Source organism: Agromyces terreus, from assembly GCF_009749465.1.
Taxonomy (GTDB): domain Bacteria; phylum Actinomycetota; class Actinomycetes; order Actinomycetales; family Microbacteriaceae; genus Agromyces; species Agromyces terreus.
This window is the reverse complement of sequence record NZ_WBIS01000001.1, coordinates 948,606-961,118: the sequence shown is the minus strand read 5'-3', so window position 1 is coordinate 961,118 and position 12,513 is coordinate 948,606. Positions and strand designations below refer to the sequence as shown.

Sequence of the window (12,513 nt, the reverse complement as noted above, 5' to 3'; positions counted from 1 at the left end):
AATGGCAACGACGAAGGCTGCGACGTCCGCGAAGGCCGAGGCGGAGACGCCCGCCGCTCGCGCGACGGCTGCGAAGTCGACCACGAAGGCGGCCGCGAAGACCGCCACGGCGAGCAAGACGCCGCGCAAGACGACCGCGAAGGCCACGACGAAGCCGCGCGGATCGGCGAAGGCCGATGACGACGCCGAGGAGGCCGAGGTCGACGTCGACGCGGTCGTCGAGGAGTCCGACGCCGCGGCATCCGAGGGCGACGACGACGAGAAGGCCGTCGCGGTCGAACCGCACCCCACCGGCGCCCTCGTGCTGCGCGCGGTCGACGATGAAGACGACGTCCCCGTCTACTCGAGCGCCATCACCGGCGCGACGGCCGACCCCGTCAAGGACTACCTGAAGCAGATCGGAAAGGTCGCGCTGCTGAACGCGGCCGAAGAGGTCGAGCTGGCGATGCGCATCGAGGCCGGCCTGTTCGCCGAAGAGAAGCTGTCGCACATGACCGACGCGGAGCGGCGTTCGCAGCTCGGCCGAGAGCTGCAGTGGGTCGCGAAGGACGGCCAGCGTGCGAAGAGCCACCTGCTCGGCGCGAACCTCCGCCTGGTCGTCTCGCTCGCCAAGCGCTACACCGGTCGCGGCATGCAGTTCCTCGACCTGATCCAGGAGGGAAACCTGGGCCTCATCCGTGCGGTCGAGAAGTTCGACTACACCAAGGGCTTCAAGTTCTCGACCTACGCCACCTGGTGGATCCGCCAGGCGATCACCCGCGCCATGGCCGACCAGGCGCGCACCATCCGCATCCCCGTGCACATGGTCGAGGTCATCAACAAGCTCGCCCGCGTACAGCGCCAGATGCTGCAGGACCTCGGTCGCGAGCCCACGCCCGAAGAGCTCAGCCGCGAGCTCGACATGACCCCCGAGAAGGTCATCGAGGTGCAGAAGTACGGGCGCGAGCCGATCTCGTTGCACACCCCCCTCGGCGAAGACGGCGACAGCGAGTTCGGCGACCTCATCGAGGACACCGAGGCGGTCGTCCCGGCCGACGCGGTCGGCTTCACGATGCTGCAGAAGCAGCTCGAGTCGCTGCTCGACTCGTTGAGCGAGCGCGAGGCGGGCGTGATCCGCATGCGCTTCGGCCTCGGCGACGGCATGCCGAAGACGCTCGACCAGATCGGCGACACGTTCGGCGTCACGCGCGAGCGCATCCGTCAGATCGAGTCGAAGACGATGGCGAAGCTGCGCCACCCGTCGCGGTCGCAGTCGCTGCGCGACTACCTCGAGTAGGCCGGCGGTGCGCTATGCGCCGGCGATCCTCGTCGGCAGGCTCACCCGATTCGCCGCCCGGCTGCGCAAGGCGGGCGGCGGATCGGCGGTTCCCGGCCTCGTGGTCAATCGCATCGCCCCGAACTACCTGAAGCGCACGCTCTCGGGCTTCCCGCAGGGCCTCGTGGTGGTGTCGGGCTCGAGCGGCAAGTCGACGACGACGAAGATGCTGGTGGCCGTGCTGCGCGCGCATCACGTCGACGTGTTCACGAATCCGTCGACCGCGAACATCAGCCAGGGCCTCACGTCGGCGCTGCTCGAGCGCGCCGACTGGCGGGGCCGCGTCCCGGGCGAGATGGCCGTCCTCGAGATGGACGAGGGACACGGCGCACTCGTCATGCAGGGCGTCGATGCCCGGGTCGTCACCCTGATGAACGTGATGGTCGACCAGATCGACCGCTTCCACGACTCCGAGATGGTGGCCGGCATGCTGGCACGCATCGCGGCACGTGCGAACGAGGCCGTCGTGATCAACGCCGACGACGCCTACCTGGATCGTCTCGCAGACAAGGTCCGAGCGGATGTCTCGGTGCACCGCTTCGGCGTGTCCGACGCCGTGCTCGCGTCGGCGCCTCGCGGCCTCGGCTACGCCGCGACCACGGTCGCACGGGTGCCGGAGGCGGGCGGCGTGCGCCTCGTCGCCGTCGACGGGCGATCCGGCACGATCGACGATCACGGCACGCACGTGACCGTCGAACTGCCCGCGCGCGGCATCCACTACGGCGTCGATGCCACGGCGGCGTATGCGACCGCGAAGGCATTGCTCGGCGAGCGGTTCGATGCGAAGACCGCGGCCGACGCACTGAGCGCGATCCCGGCCGTGTTCGGCCGCGGCGAGCGAGTGCGCGTCCGCGATCAGGACGTCGATTTCGTGCTCGTGCAGAACCCCGCCAGCTATCAGCTGAACGTCGACAGCATCGAGCCGGGCACCAGCGACATCCTGTTCGCCATCGGCTCCGACGTGCGCGATCCGTCGTACTTCTGGCCCACCGACGCCTCCTCGCTCGGTCGCGTCTCGATCGTGTCCGGCTCCAAAGCCGCCGAGGCGGCGCTCATGCTGGCCTACGACGGCGTCGAGATCGACCGCGTCGAGCCCGATCTCGCCCGCGCCCTCGATGACTTCCTCGCGGCGCCTCCGCCCGCGTCGGGCACGAAGACGATCGTCTTCTCGGCCGATTCGATGCGGCGCACGCGCGCTCACCTCGGACTCACGGGAGCGGAATGACCCTCACCATCGTGACGCTCGTGCCGTCGCTGCAGAACACGAACGGCGATGCCGAGAACGCCGCCGTGCTCGCCCGTCGGGCCGCGTGGGCCGGTCTCGATGCGCGCGTCGTCGCGGTCGAGTCTCGCGCCGATCTTCCCGAGCAGGTCGACGCCGTCGTGCTCGGCTCCGGCAGCGACGCCTCCCTCGAACGCAGTCGCGGACGACTGCTGGAGCTCCACGACGAGCTTCGGCGCTGGGGCACCGAGGGCGTTCCGATCCTCGCCGTCGGCACCGGGTGGGAGCTGCTCTCCTGGGGCATCGAGCGCCCCGACGGAACCACGGTCGAGGGACTCGGCATCCTGCCCGGGCGAGCGGTGCCTCGTGCCGGTGCCCGCGTCACCGAAGACCTCGTCGTGGCCGAGCGGGGCAGCGGTCGTGTGCTCGTCGGCTTCGAGAACCATGCCCGCGACTACGTCGGCGCCGAAGGCTCGCCGCTCGGCCGAGTGCGGGCAGGACAGGGCAATGGGCGCGGATCAGGGCAGGAGGGCGTCGTCATGGGCGAGGTCATCGGCACGCACCTGCACGGTCCGGTCCTCGCGAAGAACCCCTTCCTCGCCGATCGCATGCTCTCCGCGATGGCCGATCGTGCGGGCCTGACCTACGAGGCGGGAGACCAGGCCCGCGCGGTCGACGCGTACGCCGAGTCCGCCTGCCGAGCCCAGATCGCCGCCGCCGGCGTCGCCGACGCTCCCGGCTGATCCGGGCAGTGCCGCGCCGTCGCGGCATCCGGCCCGACCTGAACGACAGCCGGCAACGCCGTCGCCGCCGATCGAACGGTTCGGCGCACGAACGGTCCTGCGCGCGAACGCCCGCACGACGCACGAACGCCCCGAGATCGATCTCGGGGCGTTCGTCGTGGCGTGATGACGCTGCGCGTCGTCAGCTGGGCCTCAGGGGCGCTCGTTGAGCCGCGAGGACTCGTCGTGCCAGCTGTGCGCGATCTGCGAGAGCTTCTCCTGGTGCTTGCGACCGTGGTGGGCGCAGAACAGCAGTTCGCCGCTGCCGACGACCACGCGGATGTACGCCTGGGCACCGCATGCGTCGCAGCGATCGAGCGCGGTGAGCTCGTACGGGGTCTCGAGTTCCTCGACCGCACCGTTGGTTTCGGTGTACTGCGTCATGGCTCCTCCTCCTGGCTCACGTTCGCGAATTCCGTTCATCAATGAAAGCACGTCGCGGGCCCGAGTCCTTCCCTTGCGTCGGGCATTTCGCTCAGCGCGTAGCGCCTGCACTCAGCGGTCGGCGGTGCTCAGTAGGCTTGGTCGACGTGAGCTCCGACTATTCCGCCCGCCATCTCTCCGTGCTCGAGGGCCTCGAGGCCGTTCGCAAACGACCCGGCATGTACATCGGCTCGACCGACTCCAGAGGCCTCATGCACTGCCTCTGGGAGATCATCGACAACTCCGTCGACGAGGCGCTCGCGGGGCACGGCGCAGAGATCGGCGTCACGCTGCATCCCGACGGCAGCGTCGAGGTGCGCGACCGTGCGCGTGGCATCCCGGTCGACATCGAGCCCAAGACCGGCCTGTCCGGCGTCGAGGTCGTCTTCACCAAGCTGCACGCCGGCGGCAAGTTCGGCTCGGGCTCGTACGCCGCGTCCGGCGGCCTGCACGGGGTCGGCGCGTCCGTCGTGAACGCCCTGTCCGAGCGTCTCGACGTCGAGGTCGACCGCGACGGCAAGACGTGGGCGATGTCCTTCCACCGCGGCGAGCCCGGCATCTTCGCCGATTCGGGCACCCCGTCGCCCGACGCCCCGTTCACCCCCTTCGAGGAGCGCAGCGAACTGCGCGTCGTGGGCAGGGTCGCGAAGGGCGTCACCGGCACGCGCATCCGCTACTGGGCCGATCGGCAGATCTTCACCAAGGGTGCGGAGTTCCAGTCCGAGGAGCTCCTCGGCCGGGCCCGCCAGACCGCGTTCCTCGTGCCGGGGCTCGCCATCGACGTCGCCGATGAGCGCGGCGACGAGCCGCACACGTCGTCCTTCCAGTTCGAGGGCGGCATCTCCGAGTTCGTCGAGCACCTCGCCGTCGATTCGGCGTTGACCGACGTCTGGCGGCTCACCGGCACCGGCACGTTCTCAGAGACGGTGCCGGTGCTCACCGACGGCGGAGCGATGGTGCCGACCGAACTCAAGCGCGAGTGCGCGGTCGACATCGCGCTCCGATGGGGCACCGGGTACGACACGGTCGTGCGGTCGTTCGTCAACATCATCGCCACGCCGAAGGGCGGCACGCACCAGACCGGCTTCGACCAGGGGCTGCTGAAGTTCCTGCGCCAGCAGGTCGAGCAGAACGCCCGCCGTCTGAAGGCCGGCAACGACAAGCTCGAGAAGGACGACGTGCTGGCCGGTCTCACCGCCGTCATCACGGTGCGCCTGCCCGAACCGCAGTTCGAGGGGCAGACGAAAGAGGTGCTCGGCACCCCCGCGGTTCGCGCGATCGTGTCGAACGTGCTCACGAAGGAGCTCGGCGCGCGCTTCTCCTCGACGAAGCGCGACGACAAGGCGCAGTCCTCGCTCCTGCTCGACAAGGTCGTCGCCGAGATGAAGTCGCGCATCTCGGCCAGGGCGCACAAAGAGACGCAGCGGCGCAAGAACGCGCTCGAGAGTTCGTCACTGCCCGCCAAGCTCGTCGACTGCCGGTCGACGGATGTCGCGCACAGCGAGCTGTTCATCGTCGAGGGCGACTCGGCACTCGGCACCGCGAAGCTCGCGCGCGACAGCGAGCACCAGGCGCTCCTCCCGATCCGCGGCAAGATCCTGAACGTGCAGAAGGCCAGTGTGGCCGACATGCTCGGCAACGCCGAGTGCGCGTCGATCATCCAGGTCATCGGCGCCGGTTCCGGTCGCAGCTTCGACATCGCGACCGCGCGCTACGGCAAGGTCATCATCATGAGCGATGCCGATGTCGACGGTGCTCACATCCGCACGCTGCTGCTCACGCTGTTCTTCCGGTACATGCGACCCATGATCGAAGAGGGCCGAGTCTTCGCCGCCGTGCCGCCCCTGCACCGCGTCGTCGTCATGAACCCGGGCTCGAAGCCGAACGAGACGATCTACACGTACTCCGAGGCCGAGCTGGCCGGGGTGCTCGCCTCGTTGAAGAAGCAGGGCAAGAAGTACCAGGACCCGATCCAGCGGTACAAGGGCCTCGGCGAGATGGATGCCGACCAGCTCGCGACGACGACCATGGATCGTCGCCAGCGCACGCTGCGTCGTGTGGGCCTCGGCGACGCCGAGAACGCCGGGCGCGTCTTCGAGCTGCTCATGGGCAACGAGGTCGCACCGCGCAAGGAGTTCATCGTCGAGAGTGCCGACGGCCTCGAGCGCGAACGCATCGACGCCTGACCTCGCGTGGCCCCGATCGGGGCCACGCGGCGACGAGATGCATCGATCGTCGACCGGTTCTGCCCAACGCGGTTCAGCTCGATCGTTGCGAATCAGCCGACTCGCGTGCCGATCGCCGCGATGTGCGCTTCGAGGGGCTGACCCGACGCGTCGCGCTTGGCGCCGCTCCCGGGCAAGGTTCGGGCGGCGCCGTCGGCCGCGACCGCGAGCGCGGGAGCCGGGCCGGCCCACGCGAGGCGGACGGCATCTTCGCCCTTGAGGAATCGCTGCGCTCGGACGCCGCCCGTGGCACGGCCCTTGGCCGGGAACTCCGAGAACTCGCTGACCTTCGCGCTGCCGGCGTCGACGCCGAGCAGCGTGTCGCTCGCCGCGGCGACCGTGACGACCACGGTCTGCTCGATCGCGTCGGACGGCAGGCTCGTGAAGTGCACGACCTTTGCACCGCTCGCGAGTTTGATGCCCGCCATGCCGCCGGCGGGGCAGCCCTGCGGCCGAACGGCCGCCGCCGGGAAGTGCAGCAGCTGCGCATCCGAGGCGATGAAGACGAGTTCGTCGTTCTCGCCGCCCTGCACCGCGCCGACGACCTCGTCGCCGGCCTTGAGGCCGATGAGCTCGAACTCCGGTCGGTTCGGATACGCGCCGGTCGAGACCCGCTTGACGACCCCCTGCCTGGTGCCGAGGGCGATCGAGCGGTCGGCGGTGAGCGAGACGAGCGCGAGGACCTTCTCATCGCGATTCGACAGGCCGAGGTAGTCGCCGACCTTCACGCCGGCGCCCATCTGCACCGAGCTCGGCGGCAGCATGGGAACGTCGACCGCGGTGAAACGCACCAGCCGGCCGAGATTCGTGACCGCGCCGATCTCGGCCCGGCTCGTCGTGTCGAGGACCGAGAGGATCGCGTCGTGCTTGCTCCGGCGTGCCGGAACCGTGATGCTCGGAGCGCCCGCCTCGCCCGGCTGCAGGTCGACCCGCGCGATGCGGCCGGTGGCCGAGAGGAACACGCGGCACGGGACATCCGCGACCTCGAGGATCGCCGCGGCACGCTTGGCCGCGGCGCCGGTCGCGACCGGTCGGGCGTCGGTGAGGAGCGTGCGCCGAGGTGTGCCGTACTTCTCGGCGATCTCGGCGAGCTCGTCGGAGACGAGCGCCTCGATGCGATGCCGGCTGGCGAGGATCGCCTCGAGCTCCTCGATCTCGGCGCGGAGCTTGTCGCGTTCGGCCTCGAGCTCGATGCGCGAGAACTTCGTGAGCCGACGCAGCTGGAGCTCGAGGATGTAGTCGGTCTGAACGACGCTGAGGTCGAAGACCTCCATGAGGCGGGAGCGTGCGGCGGCGGTGTCGTCGCTCGAGCGGATGACCTGGATGACCTCGTCGATGTCGAGGATCGCGATGAGCAGGCCGTCGACCAGGTGCAGTCGCTCCTTGCGCCGCGCGAGGCGGTACTGCGACCGACGGGTGACGACCGAGATGCGGTGATCGACGTAGACCTGCAGCAGTTCGCGCAGGCCGAGGGTCTGCGGGCCGCCGTTCACCAGCGCGACGTTGTTGATGTTGAACGAGTCTTCGAGGGGGGTGAGCCGGTAGAGCTGCTCGAGCACGGCGTCGGGGCTGAAGCCGGTCTTGATGCCGATGACGAGACGCAGGCCGTTCGTGCGGTCGGTGAGGTCCGTGACGTCGGAGATGCCGCTGATCTTCTTGGCGTTGACGCCGTCCTTGATCTTCTCGATGACCTTCTCGGGGCCGACGAGATAGGGAAGCTCGGTGACCACCAGGCCGGTCTTGCGCGCCGTGATGGGCTCGATGCGCACCTTCGCGCGGGTCTTGAAGCTGCCGCGCCCGGTGGCGTAGGCGTCGCGGATGCCGGCGAGGCCCACGATCGTGCCGCCGGAGGGCAGGTCGGGCGCCGGCACGAACTCCATGAGCTCGTCGAGCGAGGCGTCGGGGTTGGCGATCAGGTGGCGTGCCGCGGCGACGACCTCGATGAGGTTGTGGGGCGCCATGTTCGTCGCCATGCCGACGGCGATGCCGCTCGCGCCGTTCACCAGGAGGTTCGGGTAGGCCGAGGGCAGCACCGACGGCTGCATGAACTGGTTGTCGTAGTTCGGCACGAAGTCGACGACGTCTTCGTCGAGGCCCTCGTTCATCGCGATCGCGGCGGCGGTGAGGCGCGCCTCGGTGTACCGCGATGCGGCCGGGCCGTCGTCGAGCGAGCCGAAGTTGCCGTGGCCGTCGACGAGGGGCACCCGCAGCGTGAACGCCTGCGCCATGCGCACGAGCGTGTCGTAGATGGCGGTGTCGCCGTGGGGGTGGTACTTGCCCATGACCTCGCCGACGACGCGCGACGACTTGACGTGCCCGCGGTCGGGCCGCAGGCCCATCTCGTTCATGCCGAAGAGGATGCGCCGTTGCACGGGCTTGAGCCCGTCGCGGGCGTCGGGCAGCGCCCGCGAGTAGATGACGGAGTACGCGTACTCGAGGAACGAGCCCTGCATCTCGGTGGCGACGTCGACGTCTTCGATGCGCTCGACGATCGGTTCTTCGGCGGGCGGGTTCTTGGCTCGGGTCATCCGTGTTCTCTGCTGCTGTCGGGCTCACGCCGGGAATGAAGGGCGCGCCCTGCCTGTGCGAGACTGGGCGCGATGCCTGCCATGCTACCGGTGCCCGCCGACGCGGTTCCGCGCCTCACCGAGGTGCTCGGCAGTTCGCGGTCCAGCCTCGGCGGCGAGTCGAACCGGCTCGGCCTGCCCGAGGCATCCGGCGTCGTGGTGGTCCTCGTCGACGGCCTCGGCGCGGCGAACCTCCAGGCCCGTGCCGGACACGCGCGGTTCCTCGCGGGACGGATGGCCAAGCGCGACGTCATCCGCACGGTGCTGCCCTCCACGACCGCCGCGGCCCTCGCGAGCCTGACCACCGGGCGCATGCCGGGCGAGCACGGGCTCGTCGGCTATCGCACGCTCGACGCAGCGAACGACCGGCTCGTCAACCAGCTCAGCGGGTGGGACGCCGCGATGGTGCCCGAGACCTGGCAACGCAGCGAGACCGTGTTCGAGCGGGCGCACGCCGCCGGCATCGACGCCGTCGCGATCGGCGCCGCGCGGTACGCCGACTCCGGATTCACGCGGGCGGTCCTCCGCGGAGCCGAGTATCGCGCCGCCGCCTCGATCGCCGACCGGTTCGCCGAGGCGCTCGACCTGCTCCGGAGGAGGAGCGCCCCGCTCATCTACCTGTACGTGCCCGAACTCGACCAGGCCGCGCACGCGCATGGCTGGGAGTCCGACCGATGGCTGGGCCTGCTCGAGCAGCTCGACGCGGAGGTCGCCTCCTTCGAGGGGCGGATGCCTCGAGGCACGGGTCTGCTCGTGACCGCCGACCACGGCGTGGTCGACGTGCCCGCGCACCGTCACGTGTTCGTCGACGCGAAGCCCGAGCTGCTCGCGGGGGTCCGGCACGTGGGCGGAGAGCCGCGCTTCCTCTCGCTCTACCTCGAGCCGGCGCTCGACGCGGGGGAGCGGGACGGGCTCCTCGCCCGGTGGCGCGACGCCGAGGGGCACCGCTCGTGGGTCCTCTCACGCGACGAAGCGGTCGCGGCGGGCCTGTACGGCGCCGTCGCCGACGAGGTCCGGCCGCGCATCGGCGACATCCTGGTCGCCGCGCGAGCCGGCATCGCGTACTACGACCGACGCGAGCCGAACCGGCAGGCCGAGGCCATGATCGGGCAGCACGGTTCGCTGACCGACGACGAGACGCGCGTGCCGCTCATCCGCGGCGGGGTCTTCCGCCGAGCCTGAGCGCGGCCCAGCGGTCGCCGGTGCCGCTGCGCCGCCGACGGGTTCCACCCGCGCGTGAGGGGCCCGGACACGACGACGGCCGGGGCATCCGCCGCCGGCCGTCGTCTGGAACCCGTGTTCGCGTCAGCTCGGGTACTGGCCGCGCTTGACCTGCGGCTTCGGCAGGCGGAGCATGCGCAGCTGGAGGGCGCGCATGGCGGCGTACCACCGCACGCGCTCGGTCTTCTCGCCGTACTTGGCCCGGAGCTTGCGGGTGAGCACCTGGCCGAGCACGATCACGTCGACGATCGCGATCAGGAAGAACGACCAGAGCGCGAGGATGCCGATCGCCTGCACCTGCGCGCTCGGGATGAACGTGAGGATGATCACCGCGAACATCACCGGGATCAGGATCTCGCCGATGCTGAAGCGCGCGTCGACGTAGTCGCGCACGAACTTCTTCTGCGGACCCCGGTCGCGCATGGGGAGGTACCGCTCATCGCCGGCGGCCATGCCGACGCGGGCGCGCTCGCGTGCTTCGGCCTCCTTCGCCTTGGCCGCCTTCGCCGCTTCCTTGCGGTCGTTCGGCACGAGGGGGCGCTTTCGCGCAGCCTCCTGCTCGGCACGGGTCGGTGTCGGTGCCCCCTTGCCGGCCTTCAGCCGTGCCTGGGTCTCTTCGAGCGTCTCGGCGCTCGGTTCTTCGCTGTTGGTGGGTTGCTTTGCCACTGGTCCCTCGAATCGGTTCCTTTAAGATTACCGGCATGACCGAGCCCACACCCACCGGCCCCGCCTCCGCCCCGAACCCCGAGGTCGTCGACGCGATCCGCGACGCCGTCGACGCCGGATTCCCGAGCACGATCGCCGATCTCGCGAACCTCGTGAGGATCCCGTCGGTTTCCTGGCCCGCCTTCGATCCGGCCCATGTCGCCCGCAGTGCCGACGCCGTCGCCGCGCTGCTCCGCGAGACCGGGGTCTTCGATCTCGTCGAGGTGCGCCGGGCGCTCGTCGACGACGGCAGCGAACTCGGTCAGCCCGCGGTCGTGGCGAGCCGCCCGGCGCGCAACGGGCGACCGACCGTGCTGCTCTACGCCCACCACGACGTCCAGCCGCCCGGAAAGGACGAGGACTGGGAGACGTCGCCCTTCGAGCCGACGCAGCGCGGCGATCGGCTCTACGGACGCGGCGCCGCCGACGACAAGGCCGGCGTCATGGCTCATGTCGGCGCCGTGCGGGCCTTCGCCGAGGCCGCCGGTGACTTCGACCTCGGGCTCGCGGTCTTCATCGAGGGCGAGGAGGAATGGGCGTCCAGATCCTTCGCGAACTTCCTGCGCGAGAATCGAGACCTGCTCGCGGCCGACGCGATCATCGTCGCGGACTCGGGCAACTGGGATGTCGACACCCCGGCCATCACCGTCGCGCTCCGCGGTGCCGTCGCATTCAACGTGCGCATCCGCACCCTCGAGCACGCCTCGCACTCCGGCATGTTCGGGGGAGCGGTCCCCGACGCGATGCTCGCCGCCGTCCGCGTCCTCGACACCATGTGGAACGCCGACGGCTCGGTCGCCATCGCCGGGCTCACCTCGGCCGACCTCGAACCGCCGGCCTACGACGAGGCGCAGCTTCGCGCCGAGGCCGGACTCGTCGAGGGCGTGACCCCGATCGGCTCCGGCAGCATCCTCTCCCGCATCTGGGCGCAGCCGAGCGTCACGGTCACGGGCATCGACGCTCCCGACGTCGCGAACGCGTCGAACACGCTCGTGCCCGAGGTGCGCGTGCGCATCAGCGCCCGCATCGCACCCGGTCAGGACGCGGGCGACGCGTACGACGCGATCCGCGCGCACCTCGAGGCAGCGGCGCCGTTCGGCGTGAAGCTGGGCTTCGAGGACGTCGACAAGGGGCAGGCCTTCCTCGTCGACACCGGCGGTTGGGCGGTCGAGGAGACACGGTCGGCGATGACGGATGCCTGGGGGCGGGCGCCGATCGACATCGGCGTCGGCGGATCCATCCCGTTCATCGCGGAGCTCGTGGAGGAGTTCCCCGAGGCGCAGATCCTCGTCACCGGGGTCGAGGATCCCGACTCCCGCGCGCACAGCCCGAACGAGTCGTTGCACCTCGGCGTGTTCAAGCGGGCGCTGCTGAGCGAGGCCCTGCTTTTCGCCAGGCTCGACGCGCGCGGATCCTCGGAATCCGCCGAACCGGCCTGAATCCCAGGAGGAGCGGGTAGAATCGCGTCCAGACATCAGGCGTTCTTCGACGCACCGAGGAGAGACATGAGCGACACCATCACCGACACCGCACACGGCGTCAAGCTGAGCGACACGGCGGCCGACAAGGTCCGCAGCCTTCTCGAACAGGAGGGGCGCGACGATCTGCGTCTCCGCGTCGCGGTGCAGCCCGGCGGTTGCTCGGGCCTCATCTACCAGCTCTACTTCGACGAGCGCATGCTCGACGGCGACGCGGTGGTGGACTACTCGGGCGTCGAGGTCATCGTCGACAAGATGAGCGTCCCCTACCTCGACGGGGCCTCGATCGACTTCGAGGACACCATCCAGAAGCAGGGCTTCACGATCGACAATCCCAACGCAGAGGGAAGCTGTGCATGCGGTGATTCGTTCCACTGAGCGCTGAGTTCGACTCCAGGAGGGAGGCTGCCGCCGGCAGCCTCCCTTTTCTGTTTGCGCCGATGATCGTAGAAATCCGCACGCCGATGCCCGGAAAACGAGGTTCCCTTGCACGCCAGCGCGGTCGAGTCGGAGTAGGCTATCCATCGATCATGCGCTTCGCTGTGAAGCGCCTTCGAGTCTCCCGAAAGGTCACC

Annotated in this window: 10 protein-coding genes; 7 read left to right on the top strand and 3 right to left on the bottom strand. The window is 69.8% G+C overall.

Translation table 11 applies throughout. The features are described 5' to 3' along the window. The first annotated feature begins 1 nt into the window (after nt 1). From GQQ92_RS04325 to GQQ92_RS04315, 3 genes are read left to right on the top strand one after another with little or no spacing between them, the layout of a single operon-like run. Nucleotides 2-1,276: an RNA polymerase sigma factor gene (locus tag GQQ92_RS04325; protein ID WP_156997951.1), complete on the top strand. Its 1,275-nt coding sequence runs from the start codon at nt 2-4 to the stop codon at nt 1,274-1,276. A 7-nt stretch (nt 1,277-1,283) separates the two neighbouring features. Next, a complete protein-coding gene (locus tag GQQ92_RS04320) occupies nt 1,284-2,540 on the top strand; it encodes a Mur ligase family protein (protein ID WP_156997950.1) in 1,257 nt (418 codons plus the stop codon). Continuing rightward, entirely contained in the window at nt 2,537-3,280 is a 744-nt protein-coding gene (locus tag GQQ92_RS04315; protein WP_156997949.1) for a type 1 glutamine amidotransferase, read from the top strand. Before GQQ92_RS04320 ends, GQQ92_RS04315 begins: the two co-directional genes overlap by 4 nt. 192 nt (nt 3,281-3,472) lie before the next feature. Here the strand turns inward: GQQ92_RS04315 and GQQ92_RS04310 are convergent, their stop codons facing one another. After that, nucleotides 3,473-3,703, bottom strand: coding sequence for a DUF7455 domain-containing protein (locus tag GQQ92_RS04310; RefSeq protein WP_156997948.1), 231 nt, complete (start codon nt 3,701-3,703; stop codon nt 3,473-3,475). A 146-nt stretch (nt 3,704-3,849) separates the two neighbouring features. Between GQQ92_RS04310 and GQQ92_RS04305 the strand changes: the two genes are divergently transcribed. After that, nucleotides 3,850-5,928 (top strand): DNA gyrase/topoisomerase IV subunit B, encoded by a 2,079-nt coding sequence (locus GQQ92_RS04305; RefSeq protein ID WP_232057479.1) that lies wholly within the window; start codon nt 3,850-3,852, stop codon nt 5,926-5,928. A 92-nt stretch (nt 5,929-6,020) separates the two neighbouring features. Here the strand turns inward: GQQ92_RS04305 and GQQ92_RS04300 are convergent, their stop codons facing one another. Next, a complete protein-coding gene (locus tag GQQ92_RS04300) occupies nt 6,021-8,495 on the bottom strand; it encodes a DNA gyrase/topoisomerase IV subunit A (protein ID WP_156997946.1) in 2,475 nt (824 codons plus the stop codon). Nucleotides 8,496-8,567: 72 nt separating this feature from the next. Between GQQ92_RS04300 and GQQ92_RS04295 the strand changes: the two genes are divergently transcribed. Continuing rightward, complete coding sequence (locus GQQ92_RS04295) at nt 8,568-9,716, top strand: alkaline phosphatase family protein (protein WP_156997945.1); 1,149 nt, start codon at nt 8,568-8,570, stop codon at nt 9,714-9,716. A 123-nt stretch (nt 9,717-9,839) separates the two neighbouring features. On the opposite strand, the gene GQQ92_RS04290 is transcribed toward GQQ92_RS04295, so the two are convergent. Further along, nucleotides 9,840-10,421, bottom strand: a complete 582-nt coding sequence (locus GQQ92_RS04290; protein ID WP_156997944.1) for a DUF3043 domain-containing protein — start codon at nt 10,419-10,421, stop codon at nt 9,840-9,842. A 35-nt stretch (nt 10,422-10,456) separates the two neighbouring features. On the opposite strand from GQQ92_RS04290, the gene GQQ92_RS04285 reads away from it, so the two are divergent. Further along, on the top strand, nt 10,457-11,899 hold the full coding sequence (locus GQQ92_RS04285) for a dipeptidase (RefSeq protein WP_156997943.1): 1,443 nt from the start codon (nt 10,457-10,459) through the stop codon (nt 11,897-11,899). A gap of 66 nt (nt 11,900-11,965) precedes the next feature. Further along, on the top strand, nt 11,966-12,316 hold the full coding sequence (gene erpA, locus GQQ92_RS04280) for an iron-sulfur cluster insertion protein ErpA (RefSeq protein ID WP_156997942.1): 351 nt from the start codon (nt 11,966-11,968) through the stop codon (nt 12,314-12,316). Nucleotides 12,317-12,513 lie beyond the last annotated feature (197 nt).